The 15,636-nt window shown below is 63.7% G+C and carries 16 protein-coding genes; 7 read left to right on the top strand and 9 right to left on the bottom strand.

Annotated elements, in window-relative coordinates:
* Positions 1-26: 26 nt before the first annotated feature.
* From accC to BW994_RS01860, 4 genes are all read right to left on the bottom strand, one after another.
* A complete protein-coding gene (gene accC, locus BW994_RS01875; RefSeq protein ID WP_029311427.1) occupies positions 27-1,373 on the bottom strand; it encodes an acetyl-CoA carboxylase biotin carboxylase subunit in 1,347 nt (448 codons plus the stop codon).
* Positions 1,373-1,828, bottom strand: coding sequence for an acetyl-CoA carboxylase biotin carboxyl carrier protein (gene accB / locus BW994_RS01870; protein WP_029311428.1), 456 nt, complete (start codon positions 1,826-1,828; stop codon positions 1,373-1,375). Before accB ends, accC begins: the two co-directional genes overlap by 1 nt.
* Positions 1,825-2,274: a type II 3-dehydroquinate dehydratase gene (gene aroQ / locus BW994_RS01865; protein ID WP_029311429.1), complete on the bottom strand. Its 450-nt coding sequence runs from the start codon at positions 2,272-2,274 to the stop codon at positions 1,825-1,827. Before aroQ ends, accB begins: the two co-directional genes overlap by 4 nt.
* Positions 2,275-2,498: 224 nt before the next feature.
* Complete coding sequence (locus BW994_RS01860; RefSeq protein WP_029311430.1) at positions 2,499-3,446, bottom strand: lysine-2,3-aminomutase-like protein; 948 nt, start codon at positions 3,444-3,446, stop codon at positions 2,499-2,501.
* A 23-nt stretch (positions 3,447-3,469) separates the two neighbouring features.
* Here BW994_RS01860 and epmA point away from each other — a divergent pair, with 23 nt between their 5' ends.
* Positions 3,470-4,474: an EF-P lysine aminoacylase EpmA gene (gene epmA / locus BW994_RS01855; protein WP_029311431.1), complete on the top strand. Its 1,005-nt coding sequence runs from the start codon at positions 3,470-3,472 to the stop codon at positions 4,472-4,474.
* A 76-nt stretch (positions 4,475-4,550) separates the two neighbouring features.
* Positions 4,551-4,922: a hypothetical protein gene (locus tag BW994_RS01850; protein WP_029311432.1), complete on the top strand. Its 372-nt coding sequence runs from the start codon at positions 4,551-4,553 to the stop codon at positions 4,920-4,922.
* 280 nt (positions 4,923-5,202) lie between these two features.
* Here BW994_RS01850 and BW994_RS01845 read toward each other — a convergent pair whose 3' ends face one another.
* Entirely contained in the window at positions 5,203-7,446 is a 2,244-nt protein-coding gene (locus tag BW994_RS01845; protein ID WP_175612076.1) for a putative bifunctional diguanylate cyclase/phosphodiesterase, read from the bottom strand.
* 226 nt (positions 7,447-7,672) lie between these two features.
* Between BW994_RS01845 and BW994_RS01840 the strand changes: the two genes are divergently transcribed.
* Positions 7,673-8,494, top strand: coding sequence for an N-acyl amino acid synthase FeeM domain-containing protein (locus BW994_RS01840; RefSeq protein ID WP_139333944.1), 822 nt, complete (start codon positions 7,673-7,675; stop codon positions 8,492-8,494).
* Here BW994_RS01840 and maiA read toward each other — a convergent pair.
* Positions 8,421-9,095 (bottom strand): maleylacetoacetate isomerase, encoded by a 675-nt coding sequence (gene maiA, locus BW994_RS01835; protein ID WP_029311435.1) that lies wholly within the window; start codon positions 9,093-9,095, stop codon positions 8,421-8,423. The genes BW994_RS01840 and maiA overlap by 74 nt on opposite strands.
* A 105-nt stretch (positions 9,096-9,200) precedes the next feature.
* Here maiA and BW994_RS01830 point away from each other — a divergent pair, with 105 nt between their 5' ends.
* Positions 9,201-9,893: an alpha/beta fold hydrolase gene (locus BW994_RS01830; protein ID WP_029311436.1), complete on the top strand. Its 693-nt coding sequence runs from the start codon at positions 9,201-9,203 to the stop codon at positions 9,891-9,893.
* A gap of 63 nt (positions 9,894-9,956) precedes the next feature.
* On the opposite strand, the gene BW994_RS01825 is transcribed toward BW994_RS01830, so the two are convergent.
* Positions 9,957-10,604, bottom strand: a complete 648-nt coding sequence (locus BW994_RS01825; protein WP_211252765.1) for a PadR family transcriptional regulator — start codon at positions 10,602-10,604, stop codon at positions 9,957-9,959.
* 129 nt (positions 10,605-10,733) lie between these two features.
* On the opposite strand from BW994_RS01825, the gene BW994_RS01820 reads away from it, so the two are divergent.
* Positions 10,734-11,213 (top strand): hypothetical protein, encoded by a 480-nt coding sequence (locus tag BW994_RS01820; protein ID WP_076454342.1) that lies wholly within the window; start codon positions 10,734-10,736, stop codon positions 11,211-11,213.
* 6 nt (positions 11,214-11,219) lie between these two features.
* On the opposite strand, the gene gpt is transcribed toward BW994_RS01820, so the two are convergent.
* Both gpt and BW994_RS01810 read right to left on the bottom strand, forming a co-directional pair.
* Complete coding sequence (gene gpt / locus BW994_RS01815) at positions 11,220-11,690, bottom strand: xanthine phosphoribosyltransferase (protein WP_029311439.1); 471 nt, start codon at positions 11,688-11,690, stop codon at positions 11,220-11,222.
* Positions 11,690-12,034, bottom strand: a complete 345-nt coding sequence (locus BW994_RS01810; RefSeq protein WP_029311440.1) for a tRNA-binding protein — start codon at positions 12,032-12,034, stop codon at positions 11,690-11,692. Before BW994_RS01810 ends, gpt begins: the two co-directional genes overlap by 1 nt.
* A gap of 137 nt (positions 12,035-12,171) precedes the next feature.
* Here BW994_RS01810 and BW994_RS01805 point away from each other — a divergent pair, with 137 nt between their 5' ends.
* On the top strand, positions 12,172-13,770 hold the full coding sequence (locus tag BW994_RS01805) for a gamma-glutamyltransferase family protein (RefSeq protein WP_029311441.1): 1,599 nt from the start codon (positions 12,172-12,174) through the stop codon (positions 13,768-13,770).
* Between the two features lie 135 nt (positions 13,771-13,905).
* Complete coding sequence (locus BW994_RS01800) at positions 13,906-15,369, top strand: amidase (protein ID WP_029311442.1); 1,464 nt, start codon at positions 13,906-13,908, stop codon at positions 15,367-15,369.
* Positions 15,370-15,636: the final 267 nt, after the last annotated feature.

The following is a 15,636-nucleotide window of genomic DNA, read 5'->3' as shown; positions in this document are numbered from 1 at the left end:
TTTTTTACAAAAAAAGAAGTGCTGACTTAAACCTTGTGGGCCGCCACAAACTGCTCCAGCCAATGAATGGTATAATCCCCACTCTGAAATCCCGCATCATCCAGAATCCGTAAATGCAACGGAATCGTGGTCTTGATCCCCGCGATCGCGAATTCTTCCAGCGCGCGCCGCATCCGGGCGATCGCTTCGGGACGGGTGCGGCCATGGACGATCAGTTTGGCGACCAGGCTGTCATAATGCGAGGGCACGCGATAGCCGGCATACAGCGCCGAATCGAGGCGCACGCCCAAGCCGCCGGGCGCATGGAACATCGTGACCGTTCCGGGCGACGGCGCGAAGGTTTCGGGGTCTTCGGCGGTGATCCGGCATTCGATCGCGTGGCCGGACACTTTCACGTCGGACTGGTCGTAGCCGAGCGGTTCGCCGAACGCGATGCGGATTTGTTCGCGCACCAGATCGACGCCGGTGACCATTTCCGTGACCGGATGCTCGACCTGCAGGCGGGTGTTCATTTCGATGAAGGCGAACTGGCCCTCCTGATACAGGAATTCGAGCGTGCCGGCGTTGCGATAGCCGAATTTTTCGAGCGCCTGGGTGGCGATGGCGCCCAACGCGGTGCGTTCCGCAGCGGTGATGCCGGGCGATCCGGCTTCTTCGAGCAGTTTTTGATGGCGGCGCTGGAGCGAGCAGTCGCGCTCGCCAAAATGCACGACCTTGCCGTAATTGTCGCCCAGCACCTGCAACTCGATATGGCGCGGCCGATCGAGGTATTTTTCGATATAGACGGCGTTGTTGCCGAACGCGGCGGCGGCTTCGGCGCGCGCGGTCGAAAACGCCTCGGCCACTTCATCGAGCGTGCGGGCCACTTTCATGCCGCGCCCGCCACCACCGGCCGCCGCCTTCACCAGCACCGGGCAGCCGATCTGGCGGGCAACCTCGATCGCCGCCTCGACATCCGGCACTTCGCCGTCCGACCCGGGGACCAGCGGCACGCCAAGCTCGGCCATCGTGGTCTTGGCGGTGATCTTATCGCCCATCATGCGAATGTGGGTGGGGCTGGGACCAATGAAGGTGAGACCGTGAGCCTCCACCATTTCGGCGAAATCGGCGTTTTCCGACAGGAAGCCATAGCCAGGGTGGATCGCCTCGGCGCCGGTGATCAGCGCGGCGGAGAGCAGCGCCGGCATATTGAGATAGGAGTCGCGCGCAAGCGGCGGGCCGATGCACAGGCTTTCGTCGGCCAGGCGGACATGCATCGCATCGGCGTCGGCGGTGGAATGCACGGCCACGGTGGCGATGCCCATTTCGCGGCAGGCGCGCTGGACGCGGAGCGCGATTTCGCCGCGGTTGGCAATCAGGATTTTACTGAACATTACTCAATGATCACCAGCGGTTCGTCGTATTCGACCGGCTGGCCGCCGGTGACCAGAATCTGCTTCACGGTGCCGGCACGAGGTGCCTTGATCTGGTTGAAGGTTTTCATCGCCTCGATCAGCAGCAGCGTCTGACCGGCCTCGACACTGGCGCCAACCGTGATGAACGGGGCGGCACTCGGCTCGGGGGCGAGGTAAGCGACGCCGACCATCGGCGATTTCACCGCACCAGGGTGCACGCCCATATCCTGCGCCGCCGCGACCTGCGGTGCCGGTGCGGGGGCAGGGGTGGCCGGCGCGGCCATCATCGGTTGCATCATTGCTGCCGGTTGGGCCACCGCGCGGGCGAGGCGCAGCCGCCGGTCGCCCTCTTCCAGTTCGATCTCGCCGAGACCGCTTTCGTTCAACAGGGCTGCCAACTGGCGCAGCGCTTCGGGGTCGAAGGATAAACTCATGCTTCCTGCTCCACAATGTCGGCAATCGCCTGCAAGGCCAGCCGGTAGCCGGTGAACCCAAGCCCGCAGATCACGCCGCGCGCCGCCATCGATATATAGGAATGGTGGCGAAACGCCTCGCGGGTGAAAATATTCGACAGATGCACCTCGATCACCGGCAGATCGACCGCGTGCAGTGCATCCATCAGGGCGACCGAAGTATGCGAATAGCCCGCCGGGTTGATGATGATGCCGGCGGCCCGGCCGCGGCATTCCTGGACCCAGGTGATCAACTCGCCCTCGCCGTTGGTCTGGCGGAAATCGATGGCGAGGCCCAACGGCTCGGCCGCCTCGGCACACACCGCCTCCAGATCGTCGAGCGTCTGGATGCCGTAGATTTCCGGCTCGCGCAGGCCGAGCAGATTGAGGTTAGGGCCGTTGAGCACGGCAATCAGGGGTTCCGCCATCCGCCGCGCCTAGCACAAGGCGATGGGTCGGCCAACTGTGCCGGGCTGGCGGACGAACAGGCAGGGGACAGCAGAGGAGGTCTCTTCTTTTTTGTGAACAAAAAAGAAGCAAAAAAAACTTCGCTAATTCTGGCCCGTGCCCGCGACAACACCCGTACCCCAGATCAAAAAAAGTTTTTTGCTTCTTTTTTTCAAAAAAGAAGCGCTTCCTTCCTTACTCCTCCTCAGCCCAACACGGTCTTCCCGCCCGCCGCATCGAGGATGTAATGCGGCAGAGCAGTGCCCGAAACCGTGCCGCGCAGCGCGGCGAGCAGGGCGCGGCCTTCGGCGATCGGCACATGAAACCGGGCGGTACCGGGTGCCGGGTCGAGCTGGTGGAGGTAATAGGGTTTCACCCGGCAGGCCAGCATGGTTTCGAACAGATCGCGCAGGGCGGCCTCGGAATCATTGACGCCGCGCAGCAGCACGGATTGGCCGAGGACCGGTATGCCGCCGTAGCGCAGGCGGGCCAGCGCATCCTGCGCGGCTGCGGTGAATTCGCTGGCGTGGTTGGCGTGCAGCACGATGAACAGCGGGGTTTCGGTATCGAGGGTCTCGACCAGGGCGCCGGTGATGCGTTCCGGCGCGACCACCGGCACACGGGTGTGGATGCGCAGGCGCCGGACATGCGCGATGGCGGTGAGGCGGCTGAGGATGTCATCGAGTCGCCGTTGCGACAGGATCAGCGGATCGCCGCCGGTCAGGATGACCTCGGCGATGGCCGGGTGATCGGCGATCCAGCCGATCGCGGCATCGAGTTCGGCGTCGTTCAGGACACCGCCGTCCGGCCCGACATGCTCGCGCCGAAAGCAGAACCGGCAATAGACCGGACAGGCCAGGGTTGGTTTGAGCAGCGCGCGGTCGGGGTAGCGGTGGACGATGCCCTTGATCGGCGAGAGCGCGTCATCGCCGATCGGGTCCGCGCTTTCATGGGCGGCCAGCGTCAATTCTGCCGGATCGGGGATGAATTGCAGGCCGATCGGGTCGGTGCGATCCTCGATCAGCGCGGCCATGCCGGGCGGGATTGCGGTGGCATAGCGCGCGGCGACGGCGGTGAGCGCTGCCCGCGCGGCCGGCGGGACCAGGCCGGCCGCGATGAGGTCTTCGGGGGTGCGGAGTGTGCGCAAACTCATGCGGCGGTGCTATCCGCTGCTGCATGACCGCACAAGACACGCATTCACGCCGCTGGCATCCCGAACGATTGGCCGCGCGCATGCCCTATTTGCGCCGGCGCGCTGGGCTGACCCAGGCGACGCGGGCCTTTTTCACCGCGCGCCGCTATCTGGAGGTGGAAACGCCTTACGCTGTGCCAGTGCCGGGCGAAGAAGTGCATCTCGCCGCGTTCGCGACCGCGCGTAGCGCGCCAGATGGGGCGGTCGAGCCGTTATGGCTGCACACCAGCCCGGAATTTGCGATGAAGAAGCTGCTGGCCGGCGGGGCGGGGCGGATTTTCCAGCTGGCGCGGGTCTGGCGCAACGGTGAGGGTTCGGCGACGCACGCGCCGGAATTCACCATGCTGGAATGGTATCGACCCGGTGCTGCGATGGCTGAGCTGATCGCCGAGACGATCGCGTTTCTCCGTGCAGTGCTGCCGCCGGTCGTCACCTGCCGGGGCGTGACGACGCGGCTCGATCGGGTCGAGGTGATCAGCGTGGCGGCGGCGTTCGAGCGCTATCTCGGCATCGACGTGCTGGCGAGTGTGAACGATGCAGAGCGTCTGGCGGCTGATGCGCGCACGCCGCGCCGGCCGGGCGAGAGCTGGGAGGATCTGTTCTTCCGGCTGATGCTAGGCCATATCGAGCCGCGGCTTGGGCGCGATGTGCCGAGCGTGCTCACCGGCTGGCCGGCGCCGCTGGCGGCACTGGCGCGGCGTGATCCCGCCGATGCGCGGGTGGCCGAGCGGTTCGAGCTTTACGTGTGCGGCATCGAACTCGCCAACGCCTTCGTCGAACTGACCGATGCGGCTGAGCAGCGTGCCCGGTTCGAGGATGATCGGGCGCGGCGTCACGCGATCAACGGCGTGGCGGATTGGCCGCTCGATCAGGATTTGCTGGACGCCGTGGCGATGATGCCGCCCTGTACCGGCATCGCGCTGGGTTTCGACCGGCTGGCGATGATCGCGACCGGGGCGGCGCGCATCACGGATGTGTTATGGATGTAAAACTCTTCCGAAATGCTGTGGTTACACCAGATCGCTACCATATGTAGCTGATAATATCATCGTGATGGAGCGCCTCATGCGTAATGTGTTCCTGGCTGCACCGCTTGCGGCCATTGCATTGGCTGGCTGCGCGGTCGGGCCTAGTCTGGCTGAGCAGATGTCCGGCTATGTCGGTCGTCCGGAATCGGTGCTGGTTGCCCAGCTCGGCGTGCCGGATCGGCGGATCCACGTTGGCGGGCTGACGTATTTCGCCTATGTCCACAAATCATTCCATTACCAATCGGGGTCGTTCGGCTACGGCGGATTTGGTGGGTTTTACGGGCCGTTCTATGGTCCGTTCTACGGCGGTGGCTTTCCGGCGGAGGCCTACACCAACGAATGTACGACGACGTTTACGCTAAAGGATAAAGTGGTTCAGTCGTTCGCGCTGCGGGGCAACGATTGCTGAAAACAGAACTGCCGGATGCCTGTGCATCCGGCACCTGACGATGCTTGCCGGACCATCGGACCGGCCCGCATAGCAACGGTTAAATGACCCCAAGCAGCCAGAGGATCAGCAGAACAATAATAACCGTGCCTAGACCACCACCCCAGTAGAACATCCGCCAGTCTCCTTTTGTGTTATCACGATCGCGTTCAGTTATGTAAAATCCGGCGCGGCCGTTTCCAGCCGTGATTCATTGCTTTACTGTCATTATGGCCCGAGGCGGCGCGGTCGCGGCAGATGGTTAGGCGGCGGTGTCGTCCGGCAAAGCCTGCGTCCGGTAGTTCAACCAATCATGCAAGGCAGCATCACGCAGCGCCGGCGAAAACAGGCTGCCCTGGCCATGGTCGAACCCGAGATCGGTGAGCGCGGTTTTCATCTGTTCGCTCTCGACGCCCTCGCCCGTGACGCGCATGCCGATCTCGCGTGCGAGATGGGTGATATTGCGCAGGATCGCCCGGCGGCGACAATCGCCCATGGCATCGTGGATCAGGGTGCGGTCGATTTTCAGCCGGTCGAACTGGACGTAGTACAGTGTTGCGATCGATGAGAAGCCGGAGCCGAAATCATCGAGGCTCAACCTGCACCCCAGCGCCTTGATGCCATCGAGTGTCGCGACCGTCTCGGGCGTGATGTTCAAGATGGCGGTTTCGGTCAGCTCGAACACGATGCGGCCAGGGGCCAGAGCGTTGCGCGCGAGGTTGTTTGCAATCGTCTCGATCAGCCCGGCATCGTGCACCTGCACCGCCGAAAGGTTGATCGCAACGGACACTTCATCTGGCAACGTCGCCGCAAAGTCGCAGGCGATCGCGAGGACGTGGCGTCCGATCGGGATGATGGCACCGCTGTGTTCGGCCTCGGGGATGAACAGATCGGGTCGTAACACGCCGTATTGCGGGTGATCCCAACGTACCAGCGCTTCGACCGAGGTCGCATGACCGGTCGCGAGGGCCACGATCGGCTGATATTCCAGGTAGAACGCACCAAGGTCGAGGTCGTTGTTCAGAGCGAACTTGATGTCACGCGTCTGCCGGGCCTCGGTCTCCGCTTGGGCGGCGAAGGCACGATGCGTGCCGCGCCCTTCGGCTTTGGCGCGATAGAGCGCGAGGTCTGCCGCGTGATGGACGTCTGCCGGGTTCTGATCGTTGGCTGTGACCATCGCGATACCGACGCAGGCACCGATCGTGAGATTGACCTGATCGATCCGGAACGGTTGAGCGAGATGGTGGACGATCCGGGCGGCGATGAGCTCGGCCGTCGCTTGATCGGTGGTGGGCAGGATGATGCCGAATTCGTCACCGCCGAGCCGGAACGGCCGGTCGTGCTCGCGCACGCAGCCTAGAATACGCTGCACTGCCGCCACCAGCAGCGCATCGCCCGTTTGATGGCCGAACCGGTCGTTGACCGATTTGAAATGATCGAGATCGATGCAGAGCAGGGCCGCCCCGTCGCCGGGGGTCGCGCAAAGGCTGGCGAGGGCGGCATCGAAGCTCATCCGGTTGGCGAGGCCGGTCAGATTGTCGTGGCGGGCGATATGGTCGATCTGGCGCTCGGCCTGCCGGATCGCAGTCACGTCGGACCCGACGCCACGATAGCCGATGAATTGGCCATCCGCGCCGAGGATCGGTTTGCCGGTCATCGACCAGCAACGGATTTCGGTGCCGAAACTCAGTTCGACCCGCTGTTCATGGAAGGGTTGGCGGCGGCCGACGTGATCGATCAGGGTTGCGATCACGCCATCGTTGGTCTGGTTGACGCAGCGGGCGCGATGGTCGGTGAGAAAGCGGATGATCGACGTGCCGTCGAGCGCGGCCTCGGTCGTGAAAGCAGCCTCGGCGAACCGCGCCGAGGGGCGCACGAGGTCGAGGTCGGCATCGGCTTCCCATAGGAAGTCGCTGGTGCCTTCCTGAAAATCGCGCAGCAGCAGCCCGATCAGCGCATTCTGGCGCTCGGCTTCGATGCGCTTGAGTTCGCGATCGATTGTGCTGGCGTTAACTGACAGAATCGATGTGAAGGTGAGGAAGGCGTAGCTGAGCAGCCCGATCAGACTGGGGATGGGCGGGGTCGCGGCATCGATCATGATCGCCAGAAACGAGCCGATCGTGATGGGAATCCACAAGGCGAACGCATAGAGGGCGGGGCCGGAAAATGCGGGTGCTGACATCAATCCGACAGCCAGGGCGTATAATGTGCTGGTCTGAATGAGGTTCGCGTCGCGCAACCCGAACATGATGACAGCGGACCAGAACACGCCGATCAGGCTCGCGACCAGGCAAAACAGAAACTGATAGCGTTTTAAGCGATCGTTGCGGCGATGATCACGCCACCATGATGCCGAAATGGCAAACAGGCCGATATAGCTTGCAAAGACGCCGATCAGACCGCTGCGGAGCGCGAACGCGTCGTGATGATCCCAGAAACTCCATGATAGCGCAGCTGCGACAATAAACCCGGTGAGCCCCATCCGTGGTGCCAGTGTTGCACGCACGCCAAGTTGGGAGAGCTCGATCTGGCGCCTGATATCACTCGAGGCCCTGTCGGAGTTTTTAGACGAATAACCGAGATTTGTAATAAAATTAAGAAGCTGCATCGATTATTATTTCCAACATTCCTTATATAGGCCCGCCTGCAAGTTAAGGTACCCTTAAATTATCCCAAACAATCCATTTCCGGCTATCATTGTTCGCTCATACAACCAGCATTGGTGAGCGAAGATGGACGGTATCGATTTCGTGCCTCGGACGTTTGGGACCCCGCAATACAGAGTATGTCCCGAGCATACAGACCAAATCGAGGCGCAACTTGCTTCTGGCTCTCACCTCAAGGACGCCGCTTATCGCATTCGATATGAGGCCTATAACTCCTATGGATTTGTGCCGCAGAGGCAGAACGGTATTTTTTCTGATGCGTACGACGAACGATCAAACTGCCAGACGGCTTTGGTATTCAAACACGGTGTTGCCGCCGCAACCATCCGAATCGCTTCCTACGACCCTGAAAGTTTCAACACGGACTACCATTTCGTTCAGGCGATGGAAATCTTTGAGACCGAAATCAAATCGGCGTTGGGTCAATTGCGTCCTGGCGGCCGGAAACCCCGTGCCGTCGAGATCGGGAAACTGGCCCGACTGCCTGGATATGCCAAGGATTTGGATATTCTTTTCGCATTGTTTCGGGCGGTCGGGTACCTCATTCTCAACCGAGATGTCGACGTTGTGTTCAATGCGGTCCGGTCACACCACATGCCGACGTACCGTCGTTTCGGCTTCCGGCAGCTTGAGGCACCGCGCCAATATCCGGGGTTGACTTTCAAAACAGGCCTGATGGCATGTTTTCGCACCAGCTATGATCAGGCCCGCAACAACCTGCCATTCCTGCGCGGCATCAGCACCGACGATGCCGCCTATCACGGCCTCATCGCCGGTGAGCGCGTGCCGATTTTCGGGGCGGCCGCCGCACCGATCAGCGTGGGGCACCAACCTGGATCATCGGATCGGCCTTCGCAAACGCCGGATGCGCTTCACAATCGCGCATGATCCGCTCGATGGTCGGAATACCGGGGATTTCGATGCGGAAAATCCGCATCACCGCGATGATGCTGGCGAGGCAGATATCAGCCAGGGTCACCGCATCGCCGTGGCAGAAACCGCGGGTCTCCGCCTCGCTCACCAGCCGGTGCTCCACCGCCTGCAGGCCGGTGGTGAACCAGTGAATCTGCCACGCGCGCCACGCCGCATCATCAAAGCCGCCGGTGCCGGTCAGGTATTTCCTGACCCGCGGCGTGATCAGCGGATGGGTGTCGCCCGCCAGCATCGCCGCGATGGCACGCACGCGCGCCCGCCCGTGCGGATCAGGCGGCAGCAGCGCGGGTTCGGGATATTCCTCGTCGAGGAACTCCAGGATCGCGAGTGACTGAGTGAGCGGTGCGCGCGATTGCCCGGCACCGCGATCGATCAGCGCCGGGATCGCGCCGAGCGGGTTGATCGCCAGAAACGCCGCACCGCGCTGCTCGTTCGCATCGATATCGACGATCCGCTCCTCGGCCGCGATGCCCTTGAGGTTCAGCGCGACCCGTACGCGATAGGTCGCGGAGGTCCGCCAGAACGCGAACAGCTCGAACCGTGGTGCTTCACTCATATCGGGTCTCCATCCTTGAAACTTGTTTTGAAAGGTCCTTAGTGCAGGCCAGCATACCATCAACCGCCGCGCAACCGCCGCGCCGGCCGCAAGGAGGCAGACCCGATGGCTACCGACGTCGTTTTCATCCCCGCCCTGCTGTGTGACGAGGCGCTGTATCGCGACGTGATCACCGCCGCCGGCGACGCGATCAACGCCCATGTGATGATCTCGCCCCGTGCCGATCTCGCCGAGAGTGTCGCCGATATCCTGAGCCAAGCGCCGGCGCGTTTCGCGCTGGTGGGCACGTCCTACGGTGGCAATCTGGCGCTCGAGGTGGCGCTCGCGGCCCCCGAACGGGTCACCGCTCTGTGGTTGATGGGCTGCGATCCGGCCGCGCCGCAAACCGGCGGTCCCGATCTTGCGGGCGGTCTGACCGCGCAGCCCGATGCGGTGATCGATATGCTGGCCGGGCTGGTGGTGCATCAGGATGCGACCGCTTGTGCCGATATCTTCAAAACCATGGCCCATCACATCGGCGGCAAAGCCGGTGCCGCGCAGGCGACCGCGCTGGCCACCCGCCGGGAAGCGACGTCACGCCTCGGCGCGCTGCACATGCCGGCGATGGTGCTGTGGGGCAAGGATGACGCGATCGTGCCGGTCGCGGTCGGTCGCAGCCTGGCCGATGATCTGCCGCACGCCCATTTCCACGTCCTGAAAGACTGCGGCCATCTGCCAACGCTCGAGAAACCGGCCGAATCGGCGGCCCTGTTTCTGGAGTTCCTCGCCGACGAGCCGCATCATCACCACCACCATTAGGGCGGCGCGGGCAGGGCAGGGTTCCGCTCCTGCCCGCCGCTCAACCCGGCCCGCTGCCGCCGATTACAACTCCTCAATGCTGCGCGCCGCCTGATCGATCAGCGCGGCGATCTCGCGGGCGACCGCGGGGGAAATCGCACCGCTGCCGCGTTTCAGGCGGAGGGCTGTCTTCAGGTTTTCCATCGCGCGGATCACCGGCAGTGCTGGTTCGTGCGTCTGCTCATGGCCGACCCGCGCGAGGATCGTATCGACCGCCTTGCGGTTGGCGGTTAACGCTTCGGTGCCCTCAGCCGTGATGGTGAAACTCTTGCGGCTGCCTTCGGTGGTGCCGGTCACGTGGCCCAGATCCTCCAGCATCGCCAGCGTCGGGTAGACCACGCCGGGGCTCGGCGCATAGGTACCCCCCGCCAGATCTTCGATCGCTTTGATGATTTCATAGCCATGGCGAGGCTTTTCGGCGATCAGGTGCAGTACCAGCAGGCGCAGATCGCCGTGCTCCAGCAAGCGTCGCAACCGGCCACCCCGGAGCCTGCCGTGCCCCGGACCGCCGTGGCCCGATCCGCCATGCCCCGACCCGCCATGATCATGATGCGCGCCGTCAGGTCCATGCCGGCCACCGAACGCGAAGCGGCGCTGCATCATCGCCTCGGCATAGTGTCTCCCCGCGTGATGGTCGCCCCACATTGTTTCGATTCGTCTGAACAGTCTCATCAATGGATCTCCTCTCTATCGATCCATATTAGATATATCTAAAATAGGTCGAATTCAAGGGAAAAATGGGTCGCGTATCCTGCGGCTTCTGCTATGCTGATCCGGTTTCCAACCACGAACAGAAATCCGATGCCCGATCACACATGGCGCCTGACCCTGCTGGCAGCGGCATCGCTTGCTCTCACCATGGCCCATGCCGCTTCAACGACCGCGATGACCGCCGCCGAAGGCCCGATGGCCGCAGCAGTCGCGCGCGGTGGACAATTATTCGATCACGCGCGGTTCGGCAGCACCCTGACCTGGGTGCCCGACATGGCATTTCACGCCAAGCCGATGACCTGCGGCGCTTGCCACACCAACGGCGGCAAAACCATCGGCACCATGCCGAATGGCAAACAAATCCCCAGCCTGATCGGTGCAGCGGCCGATTTTCCACGCTACAATGCGAAGAAACATGCGGTGTTCACGCTGCAACGCCAGTTGGCGCATTGCATTCGCGCCGGCATCGGCGGCAAGGCGCCCGCTTATGAGAGCCCGGCGATGATCGACCTCGAAGTCTATCTGATCTCGCTGTCGAAAACCGCGCCGATCGGCCGGAACGTGCCGTAACGCCGGTCAGACCTTGCGGGCGATCGGTGCGATGAATTGCGGCTCGGTATCCCACGGAAACAGGATCCAGGTGTCCTGCGAAACCTCGGTGATGAAGGTATCGACCAGCTCTTTGCCGGCCGGCTTGGCGTAGACCGTCGCGAAATGGGCGCGCGGCAGCAGGGCACGGACCTGCCGGGCCGTGGTGCCGGTATCGACCAGATCGTCGATGATCAGAAACCCGGTGCCGTCTCCGGCAGCGGTCGGCGGTTTCGTGATGCGGGGTTCGCCGCGCTCTTCCTCGTCATAGGTCACGATCGACACGGTTTCGATCAGCCGGCACTCCAGTTCGCGCGCCACGATCGCCGCCGGGATCAACCCGCCGCGGGTGATGGCGACGATGCCGTCGAACGGACGCATGGCGTTCAGCCGCCAGGCCAGCGCCTTGGAATCGCGGTGCAACTGGTCCCACGAAACGACGTAATAATGCTGCGCCATCAGAACAATCGGCCTCCCACCGGCACTTCGAAATCGGGTCGGACCAGAACCACCGCCCCTTCGGCATCCGGCATCCCGAGGGTCAAGACTTCCGATACGAACTTGCCGATCTGGCGGGGCGGAAAGTTCACCACCGCGCACACCTGGCGCCCGAGCAACCGGTCCGGCTTGTAATGGACGGTGATCTGCGCCGACGATCGCTTGACGCCGATATCGCCGCCGAAATCGATCCACAGCTTGATCGCCGGCTTTCTGGCCTCGGGAAACGGCTTGGCATCGATGATAATGCCGACCCTGATGTCGACCTGTTCGAAATCGGTGTAGGTGATGGTGGCATTGTCCATGGCCCGGCATTGGCCAGCAGCGCGTCCTTGTCAACCGTGACATGCGTTGCCCGGCGAATTGCTCCCGGCGGCAGGGCCTGCATTGTCATTCTGCCGTCAGCCGTGCAATTTGATACAAAACCGAATCAGGAGGTCCGATGCGCGATTTTCATCAACCCGGCCGCAGCGCCGTCTATGCCGGGCGGGCCATGGCCGCGACCTCGATGCCGGTTGCAACACTTGCCGCACTCGATGCCCTGCGCGCCGGCGGCAATGCGCTCGATGCCGCCGTCACCGCCGCCGCCTTGCTCGGCGTGGTCGAACCGCAATCGACCGGTATCGGCGGCGATTGCTTCTGCCTCTATAAAAAGGCCGGCAGCGCCGAGGTGATCGCGCTCAACGGTTCCGGCCGCGCACCAGCCGCCGCCACGATCGATCATTACGAGGCGCATGGCATCACCAGCCTCGATTCGACCTCGCCGCACGGTGTGACCGTGCCAGGCGCGGTCGGCGCATGGGAGACCTTGCTCGAGGCTCATGGCAAGCGTGGCCTCGCCGCGGCGCTGGCGCCCGCGATCCATTACGCCGAGGCCGGATTTGCGGTTTCACCGCGCGTCGCCGCCGATTGGGCGCACACCGCCGACAAGCTGCGCAAGACCGGCGCCCACGCATTGTTGCCGAACGGTGCGGCACCCGGCGTCGGCACCATCATCCAACAGCCGGAACTCGCGGCGACGCTGCGCGCGATCGCCGCACAAGGCGCGCGGGCGTTCTACGAGGGGCCGATCGCCGCCGGCATGGTGGCGGAACTGCGCAGCCGCGGCGGCCTGCATACCGAGGCCGATTTTGCCGAGGGCCGCACGGCCGCAAAATTCGTCACGCCGATCCAGCGCGATTTCGACGGTCTCACAATCTGGGAATGCCCGCCGAACGGTTCGGGCATACTCGCGTTGATGCTGCTGGGGATTCTCGAAGGCTTCGGCCCGGCGCCGGATGGGCCGCTCGGCCCGATCCGTGTCCATCGGCATATCGAGGCGGCGCGCCTGGTCTATCGCGATCGCGACGCCCTGCTGGCCGACCCCGAGCACGCGTCGGTTCCGGTCGAGCACCTTTTGAGCGATGCGTACCTCACGTCGCTGCGCAACCTGATCAAAGACGATCAAACCATCAAGGACATGCCGCGCGCCGGCGAGGCTCTACTCCCGGCCCACCGCGACACCGTCTATCTCTGCGTCGTCGATGAGGAGGGGAATGCCTGCTCGTTCATCAACTCCACCTTCGAGAATTTCGGCTCGGGCATTCTGGCCGGGAACACCGGTGTGATCCTCCATAATCGCGGCCTCGGCTTCCGGCTCGAACGCGGGCACCCCAACTGCATCGCCCCCCGCAAGCGGCCGATGCACACGATCATCCCCGGCATGGCCACACGCAATGGCCACGCGATCATGCCGTTCGGCGTCATGGGCGGCCACTATCAGCCGATGGGCCAGTCATGGTTCCTCACCAACCTGCGGCACTATAACCTCGACGTCCAGCAATCGCTCGACCTGCCACGCGCGTTTCCCTACGCCGGCGTCGTCGAACTCGAACCGACCTTTCCGCAGGCAACCATCGATGGCCTGATCCAGCGCGGCCACACCGTCGCACCCACCGCCCGACCACACGGCGGCGGCCAGGCAATCCTGATCGATCCGACGAGCGGCGTGCTCGCGGGCGGGTCAGACCCTCGGAAGGATGGGTGCGCGCTTGGGTATTAAGGAAGGCCAGGGGCTCTCCCTCCGGAGCCATTCCAGCGATGAAGAGCATCGCCGGAACCTTCGGCTCCGCCCTTAGCGGGGGTCGAGGGGGCAGAGCCCCCCGCCTTCCTTCAATCTCCAACCGAGGACCTTTCCATGCAAGCGTGTGACCTGACAGCGACCCAAGCGCGGCACCTGATCGGCGGGCGGCGGCTTTCGCCGGTTGAGCTGTTGGACAGTTGCATTGCGCGGATCGAGGCGGTCGATCATGCGGTGAATGCGATGGTCGCGCGCGATTTCGAGCGTGCCCGGGCGGCGGCGATCGTGGCCGAGGCGGCGGTGATGGCGGGCGGTGCGATCGGTCCGCTGCACGGCCTGCCGATCGGCGTCAAGGATCTCGAAGATACCGAGGGGCTGCGCACCACCTATGGCAGCGTGATGTTCCGCGATCACGTGCCGAAGGCGGATCAGCGCCTGGTGGCGGATATCCGTCGTGCCGGCGGCATCGTGCTGGGCAAGACCAACACGCCGGAGTTCGGCGCCGGCGCAAATACGCGTAACGCGGTGTATGGCGCGACCGGCAACCCGTTCGATCCGATGAAATCGGCGGCCGGTTCATCCGGCGGGTCGGCGGTGGCGCTGGCGACCGGAATGGTGCCGCTCGCGACCGGTTCGGATATGGGCGGCAGCTTGCGCAACCCGGCATCGTTCTGCGGCATTGTCGGCATGCGGCCTTCGGCGGGGCTGGTGCCGTCCGAAAAACGGCTGCTCGGGTCATCGGCCCTGTCGGTCCTGGGGCCAATGGCGCGCAACGTGCCGGATCTCGCCTTGATGCTCGGCGCAATCGCGCATTACGATACGCGCGATATGCTGGCGTTTCCCAACCCAGCGCTGCAACCGCAAACGGTCGACCTCGGGACGCTGCGTGTTGCGTTCACGCCGGACTTCGGCTTCGCGCCGACCGCAAAGGCGGTCCGCGCGGCCTTCGCCGCCAAGACCGCCCTGCTGGCGCCGCTGTTCGGTGCGGCCGAGGCCGCGACACCCGATTGCGCCGGCGCGGATGAGGCGTTCGCCATTCTGCGAGCGGTCAATTTCCTCGCCGGGTTCGGCGCGACCTACCAGACCAACCCAGAGCGGCTGGGTCCGAACGTGCGCACCAATGTCGAGGAAGGCTTGCGCTACAGCGCGACCGATGTCGCGCGCGCATTGATGATCCAGACCCGAATATACCAAGCATGGCAACAGTTTTTCGGCCAATACGACGTGCTCATCGCGCCCAGCGTGACCATCACGCCCCGCCCCTGGAGCGAATTGTTCCCCGCCCAGATCGACGGCGTCGCAACCCAATCCTACTACCACTGGCTGGCCCTGGCCTACGCCGTAACACTCACCGGCCACCCCTCGCTGTCGCTGCCACTGGGGCGCGATGCCGATGGCATGCCGTTCGGCGTCCAAATCATCACCGCCCGCCATACCGATGCCAAAACCCTCGCCGTAGCCAGCGCGATCGAAACCCTGTGCGCCGATAACCCAAACCTCAACCGCCCCACCCCCGACATCGCCAAACTCACCACGGCCCCCACACTCAGCACCACCCCAGGCTTCCACGACGTCGCATAACCCGCCGCGCGGCGTGCGGGCTTTAGGGCTAAGCGCCGGGTGGGATGACGCTTTGAGTCAGTAAGGCCAAGGGGCTCTGCCCCCTGGACCCCCGCTAAGGGCTCAGCCCTTAGAACCCGCTAGTTTTAGGCAAGGGGAGGGCGCTGCCTCGCACTTGTCGCGGGTCTGGCCTGGACAGCCCTCCCCTTGCCTAAAACTAATGGATTTTAAAGGCTCCGCCTTTAACGGGGTCCAGGGGCAGAGCCCCTGGTCTTCCTAACCCAAGCC

Source organism: Acidiphilium rubrum, assembly GCF_900156265.1.
Classification (GTDB): Bacteria; Pseudomonadota; Alphaproteobacteria; order Acetobacterales; family Acetobacteraceae; genus Acidiphilium; species Acidiphilium rubrum.
This window is presented reverse-complemented; position numbering and strand designations above follow the sequence as displayed.

Excerpts from the sequence above, each read along its gene's own strand:
- BW994_RS01800 (WP_029311442.1), top strand. The coding sequence starts at position 13,906 with ATGCAAGCGTGTGACCTGACAGCGACCCAAGCGCGGCACCTGATCGGC.
- accC (WP_029311427.1), bottom strand. The coding sequence starts at position 1,373 with ATGTTCAGTAAAATCCTGATTGCCAACCGCGGCGAAATCGCGCTCCGC.
- epmA (WP_029311431.1), top strand. The coding sequence starts at position 3,470 with ATGACCGCACAAGACACGCATTCACGCCGCTGGCATCCCGAACGATTG.
- BW994_RS01825 (WP_211252765.1), bottom strand. The coding sequence starts at position 10,604 with ATGAGACTGTTCAGACGAATCGAAACAATGTGGGGCGACCATCACGCG.
- BW994_RS01820 (WP_076454342.1), top strand. The coding sequence starts at position 10,734 with ATGCCCGATCACACATGGCGCCTGACCCTGCTGGCAGCGGCATCGCTT.
- BW994_RS01805 (WP_029311441.1), top strand. The coding sequence starts at position 12,172 with ATGCGCGATTTTCATCAACCCGGCCGCAGCGCCGTCTATGCCGGGCGG.
- BW994_RS01850 (WP_029311432.1), top strand. The coding sequence starts at position 4,551 with ATGCGTAATGTGTTCCTGGCTGCACCGCTTGCGGCCATTGCATTGGCT.
- gpt (WP_029311439.1), bottom strand. The coding sequence starts at position 11,690 with ATGGCGCAGCATTATTACGTCGTTTCGTGGGACCAGTTGCACCGCGAT.
- aroQ (WP_029311429.1), bottom strand. The coding sequence starts at position 2,274 with ATGGCGGAACCCCTGATTGCCGTGCTCAACGGCCCTAACCTCAATCTG.
- accB (WP_029311428.1), bottom strand. The coding sequence starts at position 1,828 with ATGAGTTTATCCTTCGACCCCGAAGCGCTGCGCCAGTTGGCAGCCCTG.
- BW994_RS01810 (WP_029311440.1), bottom strand. The coding sequence starts at position 12,034 with ATGGACAATGCCACCATCACCTACACCGATTTCGAACAGGTCGACATC.
- BW994_RS01840 (WP_139333944.1), top strand. The coding sequence starts at position 7,673 with ATGGACGGTATCGATTTCGTGCCTCGGACGTTTGGGACCCCGCAATAC.
- BW994_RS01830 (WP_029311436.1), top strand. The coding sequence starts at position 9,201 with ATGGCTACCGACGTCGTTTTCATCCCCGCCCTGCTGTGTGACGAGGCG.
- maiA (WP_029311435.1), bottom strand. The coding sequence starts at position 9,095 with ATGAGTGAAGCACCACGGTTCGAGCTGTTCGCGTTCTGGCGGACCTCC.
- BW994_RS01860 (WP_029311430.1), bottom strand. The coding sequence starts at position 3,446 with ATGAGTTTGCGCACACTCCGCACCCCCGAAGACCTCATCGCGGCCGGC.